Origin of the sequence: Paraburkholderia sediminicola (assembly GCF_046027355.1) — a bacterium.
Lineage (GTDB): Bacteria > Pseudomonadota > Gammaproteobacteria > Burkholderiales > Burkholderiaceae > Paraburkholderia > Paraburkholderia sediminicola_B.
In genome coordinates this window covers 17,519-38,055 of record NZ_JAQQEK010000048.1, presented here as the reverse complement: position 1 = coordinate 38,055, position 20,537 = coordinate 17,519, and the positions used below count along the sequence as shown (strand labels likewise).

Annotated in this window: 20 protein-coding genes; 11 read left to right on the top strand and 9 right to left on the bottom strand. The window is 60.0% G+C overall.

The annotated features are described in order from the left end of the window. Positions 1-16: 16 nt before the first annotated feature. The 3 genes from PQR42_RS41795 to PQR42_RS41785 form a co-directional block, all read right to left on the bottom strand. Complete coding sequence (locus PQR42_RS41795) at positions 17-1,291, bottom strand: efflux RND transporter periplasmic adaptor subunit (protein WP_408391671.1); 1,275 nt, start codon at positions 1,289-1,291, stop codon at positions 17-19. Positions 1,292-1,570: 279 nt separating this feature from the next. Beyond that, on the bottom strand, positions 1,571-2,965 hold the full coding sequence (locus tag PQR42_RS41790; RefSeq protein ID WP_408391674.1) for a heavy metal sensor histidine kinase: 1,395 nt from the start codon (positions 2,963-2,965) through the stop codon (positions 1,571-1,573). Beyond that, positions 2,962-3,633, bottom strand: coding sequence for a heavy metal response regulator transcription factor (locus PQR42_RS41785; RefSeq protein ID WP_408259785.1), 672 nt, complete (start codon positions 3,631-3,633; stop codon positions 2,962-2,964). Before PQR42_RS41785 ends, PQR42_RS41790 begins: the two co-directional genes overlap by 4 nt. Positions 3,634-3,854: 221 nt before the next feature. Here PQR42_RS41785 and PQR42_RS41780 point away from each other — a divergent pair, with 221 nt between their 5' ends. The 3 genes from PQR42_RS41780 to PQR42_RS41770 all read left to right on the top strand — a co-directional run bounded on the left by PQR42_RS41780 (position 3,855) and on the right by PQR42_RS41770 (position 5,342). Beyond that, the gene (locus PQR42_RS41780) at positions 3,855-4,160 is read left to right on the top strand and encodes a hypothetical protein (RefSeq protein WP_408391676.1); all 306 of its coding nucleotides are present in this window, start codon (positions 3,855-3,857) and stop codon (positions 4,158-4,160) included. A 371-nt stretch (positions 4,161-4,531) separates the two neighbouring features. Beyond that, positions 4,532-4,843 (top strand): DUF4148 domain-containing protein, encoded by a 312-nt coding sequence (locus tag PQR42_RS41775; protein ID WP_408391679.1) that lies wholly within the window; start codon positions 4,532-4,534, stop codon positions 4,841-4,843. 106 nt (positions 4,844-4,949) lie between these two features. Then, the gene (locus tag PQR42_RS41770) at positions 4,950-5,342 is read left to right on the top strand and encodes a hypothetical protein (RefSeq protein WP_408495555.1); all 393 of its coding nucleotides are present in this window, start codon (positions 4,950-4,952) and stop codon (positions 5,340-5,342) included. A gap of 700 nt (positions 5,343-6,042) precedes the next feature. On the opposite strand, the gene PQR42_RS41765 is transcribed toward PQR42_RS41770, so the two are convergent. After that, a complete protein-coding gene (locus PQR42_RS41765) occupies positions 6,043-6,645 on the bottom strand; it encodes an ANTAR domain-containing response regulator (protein WP_408495553.1) in 603 nt (200 codons plus the stop codon). Further along, on the bottom strand, positions 6,642-7,829 hold the full coding sequence (locus PQR42_RS41760) for a transporter substrate-binding domain-containing protein (RefSeq protein WP_408495551.1): 1,188 nt from the start codon (positions 7,827-7,829) through the stop codon (positions 6,642-6,644). Before PQR42_RS41760 ends, PQR42_RS41765 begins: the two co-directional genes overlap by 4 nt. A gap of 402 nt (positions 7,830-8,231) precedes the next feature. Between PQR42_RS41760 and PQR42_RS41755 the strand changes: the two genes are divergently transcribed. The 8 genes from PQR42_RS41755 (at position 8,232) to PQR42_RS41720 (ending at position 17,104) form a co-directional block, all read left to right on the top strand. Continuing rightward, positions 8,232-9,479 carry an urea ABC transporter substrate-binding protein gene (locus PQR42_RS41755; protein WP_408495549.1) on the top strand — a complete coding sequence of 416 codons (1,248 nt, stop codon included), beginning with the start codon at positions 8,232-8,234 and terminating at the stop codon, positions 9,477-9,479. An 84-nt stretch (positions 9,480-9,563) separates the two neighbouring features. Continuing rightward, entirely contained in the window at positions 9,564-11,174 is a 1,611-nt protein-coding gene (gene urtB, locus PQR42_RS41750) for an urea ABC transporter permease subunit UrtB (RefSeq protein WP_408495547.1), read from the top strand. Next, entirely contained in the window at positions 11,171-12,307 is a 1,137-nt protein-coding gene (gene urtC / locus PQR42_RS41745) for an urea ABC transporter permease subunit UrtC (protein WP_408391695.1), read from the top strand. The genes urtB and urtC overlap by 4 nt, the downstream gene beginning before the upstream one ends. Continuing rightward, positions 12,304-13,059 carry an urea ABC transporter ATP-binding protein UrtD gene (urtD, locus tag PQR42_RS41740; protein WP_408495545.1) on the top strand — a complete coding sequence of 252 codons (756 nt, stop codon included), beginning with the start codon at positions 12,304-12,306 and terminating at the stop codon, positions 13,057-13,059. The genes urtC and urtD overlap by 4 nt, the downstream gene beginning before the upstream one ends. A 2-nt stretch (positions 13,060-13,061) precedes the next feature. After that, positions 13,062-13,766 carry an urea ABC transporter ATP-binding subunit UrtE gene (gene urtE / locus PQR42_RS41735; protein ID WP_408391701.1) on the top strand — a complete coding sequence of 235 codons (705 nt, stop codon included), beginning with the start codon at positions 13,062-13,064 and terminating at the stop codon, positions 13,764-13,766. Positions 13,767-13,826: 60 nt separating this feature from the next. Then, positions 13,827-14,822 (top strand): acetamidase/formamidase family protein, encoded by a 996-nt coding sequence (locus tag PQR42_RS41730; RefSeq protein WP_408391760.1) that lies wholly within the window; start codon positions 13,827-13,829, stop codon positions 14,820-14,822. 12 nt (positions 14,823-14,834) lie between these two features. Beyond that, positions 14,835-15,605 carry an SDR family NAD(P)-dependent oxidoreductase gene (locus PQR42_RS41725; protein WP_408495543.1) on the top strand — a complete coding sequence of 257 codons (771 nt, stop codon included), beginning with the start codon at positions 14,835-14,837 and terminating at the stop codon, positions 15,603-15,605. A gap of 896 nt (positions 15,606-16,501) precedes the next feature. Further along, on the top strand, positions 16,502-17,104 hold the full coding sequence (locus PQR42_RS41720; RefSeq protein WP_408495541.1) for an ANTAR domain-containing response regulator: 603 nt from the start codon (positions 16,502-16,504) through the stop codon (positions 17,102-17,104). Positions 17,105-17,184: 80 nt separating this feature from the next. On the opposite strand, the gene PQR42_RS41715 is transcribed toward PQR42_RS41720, so the two are convergent. The 4 genes from PQR42_RS41715 to PQR42_RS41700 all read right to left on the bottom strand — a co-directional run bounded on the left by PQR42_RS41715 (position 17,185) and on the right by PQR42_RS41700 (position 20,534). Then, the gene (locus tag PQR42_RS41715) at positions 17,185-17,946 is read right to left on the bottom strand and encodes an SDR family oxidoreductase (RefSeq protein WP_408240441.1); all 762 of its coding nucleotides are present in this window, start codon (positions 17,944-17,946) and stop codon (positions 17,185-17,187) included. Between the two features lie 171 nt (positions 17,947-18,117). Next, positions 18,118-19,005 carry a 2-hydroxy-3-oxopropionate reductase gene (glxR, locus tag PQR42_RS41710; RefSeq protein ID WP_408183496.1) on the bottom strand — a complete coding sequence of 296 codons (888 nt, stop codon included), beginning with the start codon at positions 19,003-19,005 and terminating at the stop codon, positions 18,118-18,120. 52 nt (positions 19,006-19,057) lie between these two features. Further along, on the bottom strand, positions 19,058-20,044 hold the full coding sequence (locus tag PQR42_RS41705; RefSeq protein WP_408391717.1) for a 2-hydroxyacid dehydrogenase: 987 nt from the start codon (positions 20,042-20,044) through the stop codon (positions 19,058-19,060). 58 nt (positions 20,045-20,102) lie between these two features. Then, complete coding sequence (locus PQR42_RS41700) at positions 20,103-20,534, bottom strand: GlcG/HbpS family heme-binding protein (protein WP_408391720.1); 432 nt, start codon at positions 20,532-20,534, stop codon at positions 20,103-20,105. Between the last annotated feature and the right edge of the window lie 3 nt (positions 20,535-20,537).

Here is a 20,537-nt window from a genome sequence, read left to right as displayed (position 1 = left end):
AGCGTGCGCTCGCGGATCAGCCTTCGTCGGGAATGGTGCTCTTCATGAGCGAAGCCTTCAGCCAGTAGCTGCCGTCGGCGACGACGGACGTGCCGGCCGACAGGCCACTGAGAATCTGTGTCATGCCGTCGGCGGCATAGCCGGTGCGAACGGCGCGCCACGTGAAACGGCCGTTGCCGGAAGGGATGAATACGGCCGTCTGTCCATTCACATCCTGGAGCGCCGCGTCCGGTACAAGCGTCGCGTCCCGACCGAGCGGCGCCTGGATCTCGACCGTGCCGAACATATTTGCGCGGAGTGCGCCGTCGCCGTTAGGCAGCTCGCAGCGGACCGCTACTGTGCCGGTGTTGGTGTCGACCTGGTCGGCGACATCGATGACGCGGCCGGTGAACTGTCGATTGCCATACCCATCGAGGTGGACAAGCACCGTCTGACCGGGGCGCACTTCTGCGGCTTCGCGTTCAGGGACGTTGGCTTGCACCCACATCATCGAAAGATCGGCCAGCGTCACAATCGGCGCCGACATGTCGACGATGTTGCCTGCGCCCGCGCTCACGCTGCTGATCACACCGTCGAACGGCGCGACGAGCGCACCCAGCGAATCGCCCGGACTCAGTCGGGCTAGCGTGGCCGTTCCATTGCTTCGGCTCGCCGAGGCACCGATCGGCATCAGGCGTTGTTGCATGCCCTGCCACTTCTGCAGGTCTGCCTGGCGCGACTTCAGCATGGCCTGCGCATTGACCGCGGCAGCACGGCGGCGGTCGAGCTCGCTCTGCGCGATGCCGCCTCCGGTGACGAGCTCGGTGCCGCGCTGCAGTGCCGCATTGGCCGCATCGGCTGCAGCCTTCGCGTCCGCCACTGCGGCGGACGCACTTGCGACCTGACTACGGATGTCGCTCAAATCGAACTCGTCCAGCGTAGCGAGTCGCTGCCCCGCGCGTACATGGTCGCCTGCGGCGACATCGACAGCAACGATCCTTGCCTTTGAAGGAGAGCCTAGCTGCGCGAGCCGCTTCGCGTTGAATGCGACAACACCGGTAGCGGCAATCGTATGCACGCCGGGCCGAAGCTCCGCTCTCGCGAACTGCAAGTTGACGTTCGCGAGCGCCTCGGGCGACAGGTCCACGGTATTGGGCAGAGGCGGAGCCTGATCGACTGCCGTGGCTGGCGGCGCTGACCCGGTAGCCGCGGGGGAAGTCCGCGAGTGAAGGGAAAACAAGGCACCGCAAAGAACGAGGATGCCCGCTGCACCGACAGACAACTGCAGACGCTTGCGATAGCGGATGTTCACGAAAGCTCTCGATGGTTGAACAAACGTTGGGATCCCGAGGGATCGCGACGGCTTCCCTCAGTGCTGGAGAGTGCATTTTCGTGTTGTGCGTCTGATTGCGAGGTGGCGGGGAGATGTCATTTCGGACATCTTGGGGAGGCAAGCGCAGATTGCGCCGTTGGTTTGAGGACGGAAGGCGGACGCGGCGCGAGCCAGGGCACGCCGTCTTGAGCGGATCAGCTAACGGAACTCTGCGAGAAAAGAATGCCGCGCGATTGCGCGGCACGGCGACTCAGGGTGTCACTCGGTAAAGGAAGGAAAGTAAAGCGTGAAGGTCGTCAAGCCGGCGCGGCTCACCACGTCTACTCGGCCACGATGCAACTCCATGATCGATCGCACGATGGCGAGGCCGAGTCCCATGTTCTTCGCCGACCCTTGCCGCGCGGAATTGACTCGATAAAAGCGGTCGAAGATCTTGTCGATATGCTCGGGCGGGATGGTTTGGCCGGTGTTCGTGACTTCCACGGCAACGTACTCGTCGGACCGGTAGGCGCGCAGCGCGATCTTCGATTCGGCGTCAGCATGCGCAAGCGCGTTCGATACCAGGTTGCTGAGGGCGCGTCGAAGCATCGACGGATCGGCGCGAACCTGGATCGCGCCGTCGATGGCGAAATGGACGCCCTTGTTCTCGGCCACTCCTTCAAAGTACGAGGTGAGCCTTGCGAACTCTTCATGGCAATCGAGTACGCCCGGCCGAAGCAGTTCCTTTGAATGGTCCGCTCGCGCGAGGAACAGCATGGTCTCGATCATCCGTTGAAGGCGCTGGCATTCTTCGATGTTCGAGTCGATCAGTGCTTCGTACTCCTCGATGGATCGCTCACGCGAAAGAGTGATTTCCGATGCGCTGATCATGTTGGCGAGCGGAGTGCGCATATCGTGCGCCAGATCGGACGAGAACTGCGAAAGTTGCGCAAATGCACGTTGAAGCCTGTCGAGCATCCGGTTCACCGGACCCGCGATGTCATGGAGTTCGACGGGTCCGCAGCCGATATCGAGGCGCTCACCAAGATTGTGGGCTTCAATGCGCGAAATTCGTTGGCCGATGGTTTTGACCGGCCTCAATCCCCGTTTTGCGATGGCGTAGCCAAGTAGACCCATCAGCGCGGAACCACCGAGGAGAACGAGCCATACATCGCCTTGATAATCGCGAAGGACGGAGTAGCGTTCCATCGCTTCATGGGCGAGCAGCACGCGTATCGATTCACCTGAACGCAACGTTTCGTCGCCGAATACGCAGCGAGAAGGCCCGATGGACGGCGGAGAGCATGAATAAGTCTGTTGTTCTGCCGGATTGCCCGACCCAATCGACCGCAAGGGCTGGTCCCCACGGCTTAAGTCGGCCAATACCCTTCCTTGACCATCCAGTATGGCGAATGAGATTGCGGGATGCGCCAGCAATGCCTCGCGAAACTCGCCGTTATTTCTGCCGATCGCCTCTGCCGAGCCGTATTCGCGAGCTGCCGCCAGAAACCCGCCGAGCTGGACCGAAATCTCGCGGTCGTCGCGGTCCATGAGTTGGCTCGACAGCGAATGATAGAGAAGGGCGCCGGCCAGCGAGAGCACCAGTACGGCGACGACGGTAAAAGCGAGACTCAGACGCCTGAGCAGCGAGTACGCTCCGTCCGCGGCAGTCATGGCCGCTCTTCCATCACATAGCCCATGCCACGGACCGTATGGAGCAGTTTCTTCTCGAATGGGTTGTCGATCTTTGCGCGCAGACGCCTGACAGCCACTTCAACGACGTTCGTATCGCTGTCGAAGTTCATGTCCCAGACGTGTGACGTGACGACTGCGCGCGTGATCACTTCACCCTGCCTCTCGGCGAGGAGCTTCACAAGCGTGAATTCCTGCGCAGTCAGGTCGATGCGGACGTCACCGCGCCGCACACGGCGCCTGAGGAGGTCGATTTCCATATCGCCGACACGCAGCACAGTGTCGACCGATTGCGTGGGTCTGCGCAGCACCGCGCGAATCCGCGCAAGAAATTCGGAGTAGACGAACGGCTTCGCCAGGTAATCGTCCGCCCCCGATTCAAGTCCGGCGACTTTGTCTTCGACCGCATCGCGCGCCGTCAGGAGGAGCACGGGTGTGCGTTTTTTCGCTCGCAAGCGCTTGAGCACCTCAAATCCGTCGATGCCCGGGAGCATGACGTCGAGTACGATGAGATCGTAGTCTTCATGGAGCGCGAGGAACAAACCGTCGTTGCCATCGTTAGAGACATCGACAGTGAAGCTTGCCTCCATCAGGCCTTTGCGAAGGTACGAGGCCATTTTCGGTTCGTCTTCGACGATCAGGATACGCATGATGAAAACCCTTTCGCACAGCAAGTCGTGCATACAATGTAGATAGTACCCGACGCTGATTGCATCTGCGCAGCGTGTCGTGTTGAGCCTGAGTTAATTGAGTAGCGTACGATACGTCTAAACTTGGCACCGCTGCGCGCCGCGCGGCAATTTCAAGCAAATACCAAGGTATGGGCAGTGTCGCCGTGGGCTCTGTAGAACCTTTTATGCCCCAACGGCGAATGCGCAAGTTCTTTTTGTTTCCCGCGACGGTGGCAGAAGAACGGCCATACCGCTTGTACGTTAGCCATCCACTGGGCGGGCCGGAAAACTTCCTCGCCCACCTGCTGCCAGGTCATGCTTTGCACGGTGCGACTTCCTTGGACCCAACCATGCTAGCTGCGGCAGGGATTACCAACTCGAAGGATAATACTGGCAACTCTATTGGCATCGCCTCGGTAGTGCTCGCTCTCCAAAACGACAGCCAGATAAATATAGAAAAACCATCCTTGCGTCGAGATGGACGGGAAATGACAAAAATGTCATGAATCGGGACGCTTGTCCGATCAAGTCTGGTACGCAAAGCCACACGCATAAATTCAAGGCTTTCGGGCCTCGAAGTCAGCCACATTCGACTTTTCTGCCAGCGGTTCGTCGGCCTATTGCGACACGCGTGACCTGCCCGCTTTCGTGTTCGGCGAACTTCCGCGTCTGCGTCTCATAGATGCAAGGAACAAATGGCGGCTCACTCCGGGAATCCAAATCCAAACATGACGGCGATGTAATGCGCGCGTCAGGACAGGTCCACCTTCGCTATGCAGAATAACTGTTGCTCACTCCCGTTGCGACGAGGAAGGAGATCAGCGGTTTGGATCACCGATCGAAGCCGACCAAACTCACGTTTATGAGGTAATCCACGATGAAGTCGCATTTTTATGCTGCCCTGGTTACTGGGCTGCTCGCACTCCCGACCGTCTCCTTCGCTCAGGACGCTAGCGTGTCAGTGACGCGTGCGGACGTACAGGCGGATCTGATCAGGTTGGAACAGGCCGGCTACCGGCCGAGCAAACTGAATTATCCGGCTGATATCCAGACGGCAGAGGCCCACCTCAACACGCAGGACGTCACGGCATCGAGCAACACCGATGTGGGTGGCGTGTCGGATGGCTCTTCGCAGGTGAGTGCGCCTACGACAATCGGGGGCGCCCACTCGATCTATTCCCATCACTGATATTGATCGTCAGTGCACGCGGTGACCATCAGGCTGCTAACGTGGGTCTTTTTTTGTGGCCTACGTCAATTGGTTTGATAAAGTTATGCGGGGGACGCGAGCCGGAATGAAAACGAAGCTCAAGTTGACAATGTGGTTGCGGAACCTGAAAGCGCCAGAGACCGCACGTGCTTTTCGTGCGCATCTGATAGTCGCGTCAGCGGCGGCGATGTTGATCCAGTTGGTTGCGTTGACAGCCATTTTTGTAGCTGACGTACCGGAGCACTTCTTTGAGACAGGCATTTTCCGTCTGACAGCGGCGGTGTTGATACTAAGCATAGTCGCAGTGACGAGGTACGTTGCGCGGAGCGCCTTCGTGGCTGCCATGGATCGAAACGAAGTGACATTTCTCGGTGCTCAACGCCGGCTCGTATCGGTTTCGGCAACATGTCCGCGCCGCAAACTGGTTTTTCTTCACGCCAGATTCGCCGGGTTCGTGGGAGACGTGTTCAATGAGTAGATTGGCAGAATATCCGTACGTGTCCAATCGTGACCGTACCTGAACGCGCGCCGATGTCAAAGTGCTGAACGCGATTTACAGTGGGTTCAGATGGCGTCGGCGTGAAGCCGATGGGCAACGACCCATGGCAACAGTTCGTCCGTGCGATTGACTCGATTGACGGGATACTCTGCAATGCGAACATGCGTGCGCTTCCCGTGCTACCCCTTTGAGTGGGAGTTCCATCGGGGTGAGAAGGTCACGGAGATACCCGCAGAGGGCCGTCTCCTCCTGTCGGACGTGCAAACCATGCTCGGCGCGTGTACGAAAGCGTAGGGCAGGCGCGAAGGCGAATACGGTTCTTTGTGACGACGACGGTGCACTGCTCGCGGGTGGGGACTCCAAACCCGGCAGGCGACGACACCGACGCGCGCTATTGACGCCCGACCCCTCGCTCACGCCGCAAGCGGATAAGCGCGCATCGCCAGCCTGCTCGCCTTTGCCGAAAACGCGTTCCACGAACCCTCATCGTGCCGGAAGAAAACGATGGCGGATTCAACCGACCTTAACCTCACCCATGCTGTCACTTTCGGTCCGAAACGCCGGCATTTCGGTTCCCTAATAGATGAATTTTCGAAATAGATTGCCGCCAAAGCATCGCCCATCCGTCGCGCCCAAACTCCGAACTCAATTGCGCCTGCGCGACGCCAGCGCGCCGATGTTAGAAACTCAGGGTTTCGTGTGCCTTGACGATGTCGCCAGCCACCGTCTCGATCTGTTCGCGTTTGAGCATGGCCTGTGAGCGCAGCAACTGATACGCATCTTCTTCAGACATGCCGCGCGAGTCCATTACGATCCGCGTGGCCTGCTGGATCACCCGAACCTTCGCCTGCTTCTGCTCGAGCCGTTCGATGTATCGCTCACGTGTGCGGGATGCCTTGAATTGCGTAAGCGCGACAGCGATGGCGGTCAATAGTCCAAACGAGCGGACCGGCGACGGGATTGTCGCGAACGCATTTAACCGCAGCACCGCTTCGATGGTGATCGGATTTTCGTAAGTCACGACCGGAATCACAGGCGGCGACGTGCTGGTTCCGAGCCAGGGATAATCGACTGACAGCGTCTCAGGACGCATCGCCATCAGGACGAGACCGGTGTCGCAAGGCAGGCTATCGAGGCGCGGCCAACATACCTGCACCTCACAACCGATGCGCTGAAGCTGCGCGAGCAACTCTTCACCGTCCTGATCCTGCGGATGAATCACAACGACTTTTAGCGAACGCAGGTCGCGCAGGATCGCCGGCGTCTGCGCGGTGCGCTTCATCGATCCGCTCCCGTGCGTGCGAGTTCAGGATGCGCGTGCGCGGTCCACGCTGGCGTGCTGTGAGAGACGACGTAGGGATCCGCCTTCACGCGTTCAGGCGCGCGCCCGATGATCTCGAAGCGGCCATGCGCGCCGACCCGGCCGATCAACGGATGCAGGTAGGTATGGTTATTATGCTCGTCGATACGCACGCGGCCCTGCGGCGCGTCGAATTCGAGTCCGGGCAACACGCGCAGCAACAGCGTCGGGTCGTCGGAGCCGACGCGGCGGATCGCATCCGCGAGCAGATGCATCTGGAAATAGGAGGCTTCCCAGCACATGTTGGTCGGCTGATCGTCGCCGAAGCGAGCCTGATAGCGGGCGACGGCGCCGAGGTTCGCGGCTGTATCCACACTCTGGAAGTACGCGGCTGAGGTGATGTGTCCTTGTGCGAGGTCCTTTCCCATTACCGCGATTTCGGCTTCACTGGTCATATGGCTGGCGATAGGCGTGCGGTACGGATCGAGCCCGACCTGCGCAAACGCGCGGTACAGATGCGGAATGCCTTCTCCCACTACCGTGGAGAAAATGAAGTCGGGTGCGAGTTGCTTGATCCGCTTTGCGGCATCCAGATAACTCTCCCACGGCGCATCGAGCGACAGATAGGTTTCGTCCACCTTTTCTCCGCCGCGTTCGAGGATCAGATCGCTCATCACGCGATTCGACTCGTACGGGCACACATAGTCTGAACCGATCATGCTCACGCGTGAGCCGAACTGCGTGAGCATGAAACCGGCGAGCGGCAAGGTGTTCTGATTCGGTGCCGCGCCAGTGTAGATCACATTACGGCTGTATTCGAAGCCTTCATACGGTGTCGCATAGAAGAGCAGTGCATTGTGCCGTTCGACAATCGGAATGACCGCCTTGCGCGTGCTGGACATATAGCAGCCGACAATAATCCGAACCCGGTGTTCGAGAATCAGTTGCTCGGCGAGGTCGGCATAACGCCGCGGCTGGCACTGTGGATCGAGACAGACGAGTTCGATCTCGCGGCCAGACACGCCGCCTGCGCGATTGATCTCCTCCGTCGCAAGCATGGTGGCTTGCAGTTGAGTGAGCTCCGCGGCTGAGGTCACGCCTGAGCGTGAATACAGGACGCCAATTCTGATTGCGTCCGAGGTACGTCCGGCATCAATACGGGTCATTCGTCAAAACCGATGGTCGCTACGTTTGGGGAGTACGCTGTTTGTGCGTGTGGCACGCGGCTGGTGCGCACGCGCACTGTCTTTGTGCGGCGCTGAGCCAGTGAACCGCGCAGGCTGCTTTATTTATGATGCCTGCCGCTTTGACCGGAATGCAACTGTTCAATTCGCATCCGGTCCACAAAAGGGTTTTGCGGCACGCATCGCGGCCGGCTGCAAAATCTGGCATAGCCGTTGCTTATAGAGTCACGCTGACCCGTCGTGCATAACGGGGAACCTCAGCAACCATTCGCTGTTCGAGACAAAGGCGTCTTGAGTGGCACCGGCCAAAAAAGCCCGAAACCAGCTTGTCTGGTTTCGGGCTTTTTGCGTTTGCGATTTCTAATCCATGTCGGAGTGAAGCAAATGAAAAGACGTACCTTCCTGTCGGCAGTCGGCTCCGGGTTGGTGACCGCTGCGGGCACTGCGCTACCTAAGGCTGCGTTTGCCGCGGGAGCCAGCGATCCGATCAAGCTCGGCCTGCTGTTTTCGCAATCGGGCACGATGGCCAACGGCGAGTCGCTGCTAAAAGATACGGCGCTGATGACGATCGATCAGATTAACGCGAAGGGTGGCGTGCTCGGGCGCAAGCTTCAGGGCGTCGTCGTCGATCCGGCGTCGGATTGGCCGATGTATGCGCAGCTCTCGAAGCAACTGATCCTGCGCGACCAATGCGCGGCGCTGTTCGGCTGCTGGACGTCGGTGTCGCGCAAGTCGGTGTTGCCGGTAGTCGAGTCGCAGGACAGTCTGCTGTTTTATCCGCTTCACTTCGAAGGCGAAGAGCAGTCGAAGAATGTTGTCTATCTGAACTCGCCGCCGAGCAGCTCGGTACTCCCGGCGATCGACTACCTGATGAGCGATCAGGGCGGCGGCGCCAAGCGCTTCTATATGATCGGCAGCGACTACGTCTGGCCACGCACGATCAACAAGATGCTCAAGGGCTATCTGAAGACCAAAAACATTCCGGACTCGGCATGGCGTGAACATTTCGTTCCATTCGGGCAGTCGAACTTCCAGACCATCGTGCGCGATATCAAGGACTTCGCCGCGCAACCGGGCGGCCAGGCCATCGTCGTGATGACGGTGGTCGGGGATTCTATTCCGGCAATGTTCAAGGAAGCGATCAATCAGGGCGTGCGCGCAACCGATATTCCAATTCTTGGCCTGGATGTGGTCGACAGCGATCTGGAGGGTCTCGATACGAAGCCGCTGGTCGGCCACCTCAGTTGCTGGTGCTACTTCCAGAACGTCGATACACCGCAGAACCGCCAGTTCAAGAGCGACTGGAAGAACTACGTCAGCGCGCATAACCTGAAGCATCGGCCGGACATGGTGATCGACCCGATGGTGTCGACCTACCTCGGTATCAATCTGTGGGCGCAGGCTGCCACGAAGGCGCACTCCACCAGCACGGACGCGGTGAGCAAGGCGCTCGCGGGTCAGTCGATGGTCGATCCGGCAGGCTACACGGTGAAGATGGATGCTTCCACGCAGTACTTGTGGCGTGGCGACATGATCGGCTCGATCAACGCGACTCAGGGCTTCGACATTTTGTGGAAGTCTAAAGACATCGAGAAGCCAGTGCCGTTCAGCCCCTTCATCGGCAAGGCTTGACAGTCCCTGTCGCATCGTCAGGCAGTGGTGGGATCGGCATACGCAAGCATGCCGGTCCCTTAGCAGGATGGAATGGAAACACCCATGATCAATTTCAGGCAGATCTTTCGCGCGATCGCTTGTCTGGCACTTATTTGGGCCACTACGGCGAGCGCCGCGCCGGGCCGTGCCGCGATGCTCACGTCGTTCTGCGCGACGAACGGCGATAAGGCCGCTGCACTAGAGCAACTTGTCGAAACCGGCGTGTCGGACGATACGCGTGCGCGTGCGTGGGCGCGTCAGATCGTCGACGTGATTCGTAACGGCGCGCTGGTGTGCGGCGCCGACGGTCAGGCGACACTGCAGGGAAACCCTGCGCTCGACGCCGCGACCCTCCAGCCGCGCGCCAACGCGCCGGCGGATTCGCCCTATGTGCCGAGCATCGTGATGATGCGCAGGCTCGCGGTGGCGTCGGCGGAAATGGACCTGTTCTCGCCGCAGCAGGACACCCGCGCGACGGCTGCGCGGCAAGTCGACAAGTTCTATGCATTGCTCGATCCCGCTGTCGTCGCCCGTGCGGTCAAGGCGCAGCACGACCCGGATATCGCGACCATTCTCACGCTGGCTCTGGCTAAGCGCGGGCTGAACAGCAATGTGAAGGCCGATCGCCTGGCGGCGATCAAGGCTGTGGCCGAGGTGCCGAGCGAAACCGCGCGGACCGCGCTGGCGAACTTTGCGGCGCAGGATTCCGTGCGTTCGGATCCCGACGTGCTGGCTGCCGTGCAGGGCGCGATTCGCCACATGGACACGTGGCTGTCGCTCGGCAAAGGCTTGTCGATTCTGTTTAGCGGCTTGAGCTATGCCGGCGTGTTGTTGTTGACAGCGCTCGGCCTGTCGATCGTGTTCGGCCTGATGGGCGTGATCAATCTCGCGCATGGCGAATTCATCATGATCGGCGCGTACGCGACGTATCTCGTCGAACGTTTCATGCAGACGCATTTGCCGGGCTGGTTCGACGCCTACATTTTCGTTGCGATTCCCGTGGCGTTTGTGATCTGCGCAGCGTGCGGCATGTTGCTCGAATTCTTCGTCATCCGTTTTCTGTATCGCCGGCCGCTGGAGACGCTGCTCGCCACCTGGGCGGTCAGCATCGCGTTGATCAAGCTGATTCAGGTGTTGTTTGGCTCACAGAACGTCGAGTTCATCACGCCGGGTTTTCTCAACGGCGGCATGCAGGTCTCGCCCGGCTTCTTCGTGACCTACAACCGCGTGTTTGCAATCGTGCTCGCCGTGTTGATCTTCGTCGCGACCTTCACGGTGGTCCGCTTCACGAAGCTTGGTTTGCTGATGCGCGCCACCACGCAGCTGCGCGACATGGCGCGCTGCCTCGGCGTACCCTCTGAGCGCGTCGATCGCATCGCGTTCGGCCTGGGTGCTGGCCTCGCGGGACTGGCCGGCGTAGTGTTGACGCAGATCGCCAGCGTCAATCCGTCGATGGGCACGGGCTTCGTCGTCGACTCGTTCATGGTAGTGGTATTGGGCGGTGCGGGCAGCCTCGCGGGGACAGTCGTCTCGTCGCTCGCGCTCGGCGAAATCAACCAGTTTATCGAACCGTTCTACGGAGCAGTTGCCGCCAAGGTGGCCGTGCTTCTGCTCATCGTGCTGATTATCCAGAAGCGCCCGCAAGGACTCTTTGCATTGAAGACCCGCGTATGAACACGTTCCCCGATCCGCGTACCAGCAGGAAATTCACCTTGTCGGCATTCGCAACGAAATGGATGGGCCAGACCGTTGAGGTCAGCATCGTCCCGGTGCTGGTCCTGGCGGCGCTCTATCTGCCGTTTGCCTATTTTTTGATTCCGGAGTCGAATGCGCTGCATCTGTCGCTGTTCGGCATCAACCTGATCGGGCAGATCATGTGTTTCGCGCTGCTCGCGCTGGCGCTCGATCTGGTCTGGGGCTATGCGGGCATCCTGAGCCTCGGGCACGGTATCTTCTTCGGCATAGGCGGCTATATGATGGCCATCTATCTGCTGAACGGCGCCTACGCCGAAACGCACGTATTGCCGGACTTCATGCAATACATGGGCGCGAGCGATTTTCCCGCCGTATGGAAGATGCTCTCGCGGCTCGATGTGACGGTCCTCGTCACTATCGTCATCACCGTGCTGGTCGCGGGCGCGTTCGGCTTCGTCACGTTCCGCTCGCGCATCAATGGCGTGTATCTGTCGATCATCACTCAGGCGCTCACGTATGCGCTGATGCTGCTGTTATTCATCAACGACGTGGGCCTCGGCGGCAACAACGGCATGACCGGTTTCACGAGCCTTGCGGGCCGTAAGCTCGCCGATACCCCCACACAGATAGGCCTCGCCGTGTGTTCATGCCTGCTGCTGGCGGTGGCCTATGTCGGCGTGCGCTTTCTCGCGCGCTCCAGTTTTGGCCGGGCGCTAATCGCGGTGCGCGACGACGAAGCGAGGATGCGCTTTCTCGGCTATCGCACGCATACGCTGAAGCTCTTCGCGTGGTGTCTCTCGGCGGTCCTCGCGGCGTTCGCCGGGATGCTGTACGTGCCGCAGGTCGGCATCGTCAACCCGACTATCGTTTCGCCGCAACTTTCCGTCGAGATTGCCGTGTGGGTGGCCATCGGTGGGCGCGGCACCCTGATCGGCGCAATCGTCGGCGCGGTCGTGATCAACGGACTCAAGTTCTGGCTGACCGCGCAACTGCCGGCGCTGTGGCCGTTCATTCTTGCCGGCGTGACGCTCGTGATCGTCGTCTATTTCGGCAATGGCCTGTGGGGTACGCTCAAGGCCGCCGGCAGCGAAAGCAAGGGGGGCGGCCAATGAACCATCCACAACCGGCCACCGCCATCTACATCAGCGGCCTGTCTGTCACGTTTTCCGGCTTCGCGGCGATCACGAACCTGTCGATGGAGTTTCGATACGGCGAGATTCGCGCCATCATCGGTCCGAACGGTGCGGGCAAGACGACCTTGATGGACGTCATCACGGGAAAGACCCGGCCGGCAGGCGGCGAGGTCTTTCTGAACAAGGTCACGAATCTCGCGACGCTCGACGAAACGTCTATCGCGCGCCTCGGCATCGGCCGCAAGTTCCAGAAGCCGAGCGTGTTCGAAGCGTTGCGGGTTCGCGAAAACCTCGAACTGGCGATTCGCAACGGTCGCGGATATGCGCAGATGGTTCGCTCGCGCCTCGGCGCACAGCAGAACCGGCGTATCGACGAAGTGCTCGAGACGATCGGTCTCGAGAATGAAGGGCCCCGGATGGCCGGCACGCTGTCGCATGGCCAGAAGCAGTGGCTCGAAATCGGCATGCTGCTTGTCGCTGATCCGCAAGTGATACTGCTCGACGAACCGGTTGCCGGCATGACCGATCACGAAACTGCGCGCACCGCCGAATTGATCGCGCGGCTCAAGTCGCCCGAGCGGGCGGTGGTGGTGATCGAGCACGACATGGATTTTGTCGGCGAGGTCGCTGACCTCGTCAGCGTGTTGCATGAAGGGCAGCTGCTCGGCGAGGGATCGATGGACAGCGTGCGCAACGATCCACGCGTCATTCAGGTTTATCTCGGACGGTGAGCATGCTGAAGATTTCCGCACTCAATCAGTTTTACGGCAGCAGCCACACGTTGCGCGACGTCTCGCTGAATGTGGCCGAAGGCGCCTGCACCGTCGTACTCGGCCGTAACGGCGTGGGCAAGACGACCTTACTGAAGTGCCTTGTCGGGTTGCTGCCGGTCAAAGGCGGCGAAATCGAACTGGCGGGCCAGCCGCTGACGCGCACGCCGTCGCATCGGCGCGTGCTCGCGGGTCTCGGCTACGTACCGCAAGGACGCGAGATTTTTCCGCAACTCAGCGTCGAAGAAAACCTGCGCATCGGCGCCTACGCCGGCGAGCGCAATCAGACCGCCAAGGGCAAGCAATTTTCCTTCGACGAAGTCTTTCATACCTTTCCTGTGCTGAAGACAATGCGCCGGCGCATTGCAGGGAATCTGTCCGGCGGACAGCAGCAGCAGCTTGCGATTGGCCGGGCGCTTCTGACCAATCCTAAGCTGCTGATTCTCGACGAACCGACCGAGGGCATCCAGCCGTCGATCGTGATGGAGATCGAGGCGGTGATCCGTTCGCTAAAAGGATCGCTGTCGATCCTGCTGGTAGAACAATTTTTCGATTTCGCGCAGGCGGTAGCCGACGACTATGTCGTACTGGTACGCGGGCAGGTCGTGTCGGCGGGGCGTGGGGACCAGATGGAAGCCAATAACGTCAGGGCGCTAATTTCAGTGTGATGCGGCGTCAACGTTGCGCGTCTTCACTTCGACAACCCACATTTGAGAAGGAACACCATGATGAAATGGCTCGAACAATCGATCATGCACACGCGCGGCGTCGCACGCGGCCGAGTCCGCGAAACGCACGAACTCAGCGAATCCCGTCAGGGCACATTTCACTACACCATCGGACCATACTCGACGCCGGTGATGAACATTGCCCCGGGCGACCGGGTTGTGGTTCAAACACGCGATGCATTTGACGGCAAGATCCTCACGGAACAGGATCTGCCGAGTCAGAAGCTGCGGGTGCCGTTTCTGAATCCGCAAAGCGGACCCATCATGATCGAAGGCGCTGAGAAGGGCGACGTGGTGGCGGTGTACATCGAATCGATGTTGCCGCGCGGCGACAATCCCCGCGGCACCTGCTGCCTGATTCCGCGTTTCGGCGCGCTGACCGGTACGGAATACACCGCAACGCTCAATGAGCCGCTGCCGGAGATCACACGCAAGATCGACGTGGACGAAGAAGGCGTCTACTGGAGCAAGCGCGTCACGCTGCCGTACAAGCCGCATATCGGCACACTGAGCCTGTCGCCGGAAATCGACTCGATCAATTCGCTCACACCGGACAACCACGGCGGCAATATGGACGTGCCCGACATGGGCCCCGGCAGCATCACTTATCTGCCGGTGCGCTCCGCCGGTGCGCGGCTCTTTATCGGTGACGCGCACGCCTGCCAGGGCGACGGCGAAGTGTGCGGCACCGCCGTCGAATACTCCAGCACGACCACGATCCACGTTGATCTGATCAAGGGCTGGCACATCGAATGGCCACGCCTCGAAACCGATGAGCTGCTGATGGCGATCGGCAGCGCGCGCCCGCTTGAAGACGCGACGCGCATCGCGTACCACGAACTGGTGCTGTGGATGGAAAAGGAATACGGCTTCGACCGCTGGGATGCCTACATGATGCTCAGCCAGTGCGGCAAGGTGCGGCTGGGCAATTTCGTCGATCCGAAGTATTCGGTCGGCGCGGCGATCAGCAAGAAATATCTCGCACCGGCTAACTAAGGAGACGCCGCCATGGATTTGAAACTCAAAGGCCTGAAGGCACTTGTAACCGGTGGCACCAAGGGTATCGGCCGCGCCATTGCGCAAACGCTGGCAGCCGAAGGCGCGGACGTCGCGCTTTGCGCCCGTGATGGTGCCACCGTGGAACAGACGGTGGCCGACATCGTGCAGGTCACGGGTGGCGCGGTCAAGGTGTGCGGCGCCTCGGTCGACGTTTCGAACGGTCCGGCGTTACAGGCCTGGACACGCGACGCCGCCGCGCAACTGGGCGGCATCGACATCGTGGTCGCCAATGTGAGCGCGCTGTCGATCGGCAACGATCTCGAATCGTGGCGCAAGGAGTTCGAAACCGACTTGATGGGTACGGTCAACCTGGTCGACGCCGCGATGCCTTTTCTCGAAGCGAGCAAGGCTGCCTCGATCGTCGCGATATCGAGCGTGTCCGGCCGGGAAATCGACTTTGCCGCCGGCCCTTACGGGACCTTCAAGGCGGCGCTGATCCACTACATGCAAGGCCTCGCGTACCACCTGGCGCCGAAGGGCATCCGGGCGAACGCCGTGTCGCCGGGCAACGTCTATTTCGAAGGCGGCGTGTGGGATCACATCGAACATAACGATCCGAAGCTGTTCGCGGAAGCACTTGCGTTGAATCCCAGCGGACGCATGGCGCGCCCACAGGAGATCGCGAACGCGGTCGCGTTCGTCGCGAGCCCGGCGGCGAGCTTCGTGAGCGGGGCGAATCTGGTAGTGGATGGCGCGCTCACGCGTGGGGTGCAGCTCTAAGTGCAGAGAAGCTGCGTCACGCAGGTCGATTCGACAAAAAACCAAGGAGCCTTGGCGATAATGAAAGAATCTATTCACTTCTGACTGCCGGCCACTCAACCGGCGCGGCGACCCCGCTGCCGGTATCTCTCGATCGCAAATCTGCTGGCGATAGGTGGCGCGCGTTCGGCATCGGCAATTGAACGCGTTCAATTACGTATCGCGGGGCCGTTGTCCTGATATCTACTGAGACGGGCGGTCTATCGTCAGCGTTCACCCCTCGCGACGCTTATACGTCCGTATAAGCGGGGTACCCTAACGCGGCATCGGCATATCCAACCGTAGAGTAGATTCGCCCTCGGGCTCGGCCTAATCTTCTCTCATCGCTACACCCTCGCTGCTACATCAGCGGAAAGCTCGCGGTTCGGCCCCCCGACATGGCGCTTCCGGATGCCCGCCCGACCGATTTCCTCGTTGGCGCCTTCAAGGAATCATCGTGTCACATGTTCTTCATAGCTGGATCCATATCCAAAGCAACTCATACGACGGGTACGCGATCGTGCGGTGGCCTGGCGGGACCGTTTATCGCCGTACGGTCGGCTTCTCCTCAGTACGTATGCAATGGCCGCACAGTCAGAACCTGTTTGACCGCTACCTTTGTTCAACGACTGTTTCACTCTCCTGAAGAGGGCCGCGAACTTGAACGCTGAACACAATGCGAATTTGGATATTCTTCCTCCGGGCCCCGACGATGCATTCAACGCAGTCGAGGTCGGGCCCGCAGACGAGGCTGCGAGTCTTGCTTCACTGGCTCTGCGACGCGTACTGCTGAATACCGATCCCAACGTCATATTGTGCAGCGCGCCGGAGCGGCCCGCAGACACGGGTCGCGAGTGCTTACATGCAAGGGCGGAACGATGAAGTGGACCGCGGATACCTTAGCGATCCTGCGCGATTTGCGCTCACTGAAAGTTGTTGTGATTCATCCACAGGATCAGGATGGCGACGAGCTTCTCGCGCAACTCCACCGCATTGGGTGCGACGTGGAGGTCTGCTGGCCGACACTCGACAGCTTGCCCTTCGGAACCGGGCTAGTGCTGATGGCGCTGCGCCCCGAAACCCGCTCGGTCAATTTCCCGTGGCTCGGAACCAGCATGTCGCCGCCTGTGATTCCGGTGGTGACCTACGAAAATCCGATCACCGTCGAAGCGGTGCTGCGCCTGAACGCGCTGGCGGTGATACCGTCGCCGGTGCGCTCATTCGGATTGATGACCGCGATTGCGGTGGCGTTGACGCAATGTCAGGCATTGCGAATGCGCGATCGATACATTGAACGGCTCGAGAAGAAGCAAGCGAGCGTTCGGGTGATCCAGCAGGCCACGCAGCTCGTGATGGAAAGGCGCGGCGTATCGGAAGAACACGCGTATCAGTTGCTACGCTCAAAGGCGATGCTCAAGCGCCAGCAGATCGAGGTGGTAGCAAGCGAGATCGTCAAGGCGCACGAAACGCTGACTCTTTAGCCCACAAGAATCGTCTCCCATGCGCAAGCTCACACCGCAGACACAGGCCGCGCCACGCGCCCGCGGCCGTTGTCTCTTTGCTACCCACGCCCGACAAACGGCATCTTGCTAGCCATAACGGTCATGAACTGCACGTTCGCGTCGAGTGGCAAATCGGCCATATAAAGGACCGCGCCAGCGACGTGCTCGACATCCATCAGCGGTTCGACGGCAATTTCGCCGTTGGCCTGTGGCACTCCCTTTGCCATGCGTGCCGCGAGGTCGGTGAGAGCGTTGCCGATGTCGATCTGTCCGCAGGCGATGTCGTACTTGCGTCCGTCGAGTGATGTCGATTTGGTCAGGCCGGTGATCGCGTGCTTGGTGGCCGTATAGGCGATGCTGTTCGGACGTGGTGCGTGCGCGGAGATCGAGCCGTTGTTGATGATACGTCCGCCGCGCGGCAGTTGCGTTTTCATCAGCGCGACGGCAGCGCGCGTGCAGAGGAAGGCACCCGTCAGATTCGTGTTCACGACGGCGTGCCAATCGTCCAGACTGAGTTCGTCGATATCGACGGCCGGTGCGCCGCGGCCGGCATTGTTGAAGAGAAGGTCGAGGCGGTTGTAGCGTTGTCGTATCGCGTCGAAGAGGGCGGCGACGCTAGCGGCATCGGTGACGTCGGTGGGAACAGCAAGTGCCTCTTGGCCGAGTTGCTGCGCCTCGTCGGCTAGCGCCTCGAGGGGTGCTTTGTTTCGTCCAGCGAGCACCACACGGTAGCCGTGCTGAAACAGCTTGCGAGCGGTGGCGCGTCCGATACCGCTGCCTGCTCCAGTGATCAATGCGATCTTGCCGACTTCTGAACTCATGAGACAAACCTCCATGTATCAATACGACGCACATACGATCAACACGCGCAATACAGTAATCGCGAGTTCTATCGCAATGGTGAAAAGCTGGTGAGAAAGCCTATTTCGTCTGGAAACGCTGGGCAGCGTATGGCCAGCCCAGTCGCGTCCATTCACAACAATAGGTAGCGATTAGTTGCTGGCGATTTCGTGGCTGGATAGCAATTCGATTGCCCTGCACAGAGCCGAGTGGTCGAGCTTGCTCATGCCGTTCGCGGCGCAAGCGTTCATCAGTTCCTGCGCGGACGCAGTATGAGGCAAGGAAACGCCAAGCGCCTTGGCGCCCTGCAAGGCGAGGTTGAGGTCCTTCTGGTGCAGCTCGATGCGGAAGCCCGGATCAAATGTCCGCTTGATCATCCGCTCGCCGTGCACTTCAAGAATCCGCGACGCTGCGAATCCGCCCATCAGTGCCTGGCGCACTTTCACCGGATCCGCGCCAGCCTTCGAGGCAAAGAGCAGCGCTTCTGACACCGCCTGAATATTCAGGGCGACGATGATCTGATTCGCCACCTTGGTGGTCTGGCCATCGCCGTTACTGCCAACGAGCGTGATGTTCTTGCCCATCAGTTCAAACAAAGGCTTGACCTTGTCGAACACCGCCTGCGACCCACCGACCATGATCGTCAGCGACGCGGCCTTCGCACCCACTTCGCCACCCGATACCGGAGCATCGAGATACTGGCATCCGAGTTCGTTGATCTTTCTGGCGAACTCCTTCGTTGCAATCGGTGAAATCGAACTCATGTCGACCACGATCTGGTTCGCACGGAGTCCGCTTGCTACACCGTTTTCCCCAAAGAGCACTGACTCCACGTGTGGGGTATCGGGCACCATCAGGATAACAATGTCGGCTTGCTGTGCCACCGCGTTGCCGGACTCGCAGAGCGTCGCGCCATTCTCGATCAAGCCCGACGGCGCGGGGTTCCGATCATGCACAAAGAGTTGATGGCCGCCTTGCTGCAGATTGGCGGCCATCGGCGCACCCATGACACCCAGACCGATGAATCCAACTTTTGCCATAACTTCCTCTTCAATGAGTTCTTCTTAAATCGTTGACAGCGGCGACAAGCTATTACGCCGCGGAGCGCAATACTTCGGGGTTGATACAGGTCTGCGGCTTCTCGCCTTTCAGAACGCTGATGACGTTTTCCGTCGCGATCTTACCCATCGCAAGGCGCGTCTCGATCGTCGCGGAAGCGATGTGCGGTACGACAAGCACGTTATCCAGGCTGCTCAATCCTGGCTCGAGTTCGGGTTCGCGCTCGAACACGTCGAGGCCGGCCCCCCAAATTACCTGGTCGCGCAGCGCGGCAACCAGTGCCTTTTCATCGACCAGCGGACCGCGGGCTGCATTGATCAGGATGGCTGTGCGCTTCATCTTCGCAAGCTCAGCCGCGCCGATGTAATGCTGCGTTTCCGGCAGAAGCGGCAGGTGCAACGACAGATAATCCGACTCGCACAGGAGCGTTTCCTTGTCGACGAATGTCGCGCCGACCTGACGTTCGATTTCGGGATTGCGCTGTGCGTCGGTGTAGATCACCTTCATGTCGAAGGCGGCCGCCTTGCGCGCAAATTTCGATCCGATCCGACCCATGCCTGCGACACCCAGAGTCTTGTTGTCGACGTCCTGGCCGATAAATGCCATCGGCGCCCATCCCTGCCACTTATCCGCACGCACGAAGCGTTCGGACTCAGAGATGCGCCGTGCTGTCGCAAGCAATAGCGCCCATGCATGGGTTGCCGTGGCGTCGTCAAGCACACCCGGCGTATTGGTCATGATCACGCCGCGTTGGGTCGCCGCCTGCAGGTCGAAGTTGTTGAAGCCAACCGCGTAGTTCGCGAAGATCTTGCATTGCGGGCCGGCGGCATCGAGAACTTCGCCGTCAATTGTGTCGGTCAGTAGGGTGATCACGGCGTCCCGACCCTGCACTGCTTTCAGTAGTTCATCGCGCGTGAGTGCCCGATCATGCGGATTGACCTCGACGTCGTGAAACTGCCGCAGATCGTCAATTGTCTCTTGCGAGATCATGCGTGTCACATAAACGTTAAACCGTTTCATTGATTGTTCTCTTGTTAAAGCACGATACAACACTGCAAAAAGATTACCCGCGCACAGCTCATGGCGCGTCGCCCTGCAAGCTGCATGGAGTCCCGAAGCGGGCAAGTTCGTCGGCGACAGCCTGATCTTCGGCCGGCGTGAGGCCACTGATACCGATCGCCCCGATCACGGTGCCCTGCGCGTCGCTTAGCACCGCACCGCCGGGCAACGCAGTCAACAATGGATCGCAGAAATAGCTGATGGGAATTTCCTCGCGGCGCAGCCGCGCATGGAATGCCTCCGTTGTCACACCCAGACGGGTAGACGTGTAAGCCTTCTGGTGCGCTAACTGGATGCTGCGCACGGGAGCATCGTCCATCCGGAAAAATCCAACGAGGAAGCCATGGCTATCACACACGGAAATGCACACCGGCTTGCCAAACTGCTGGCGCACTTTATCGACGGCGCGTGCGAGCAGTGCCTGCGCCAACTGGAGGTTCAAATGGCTCAATAG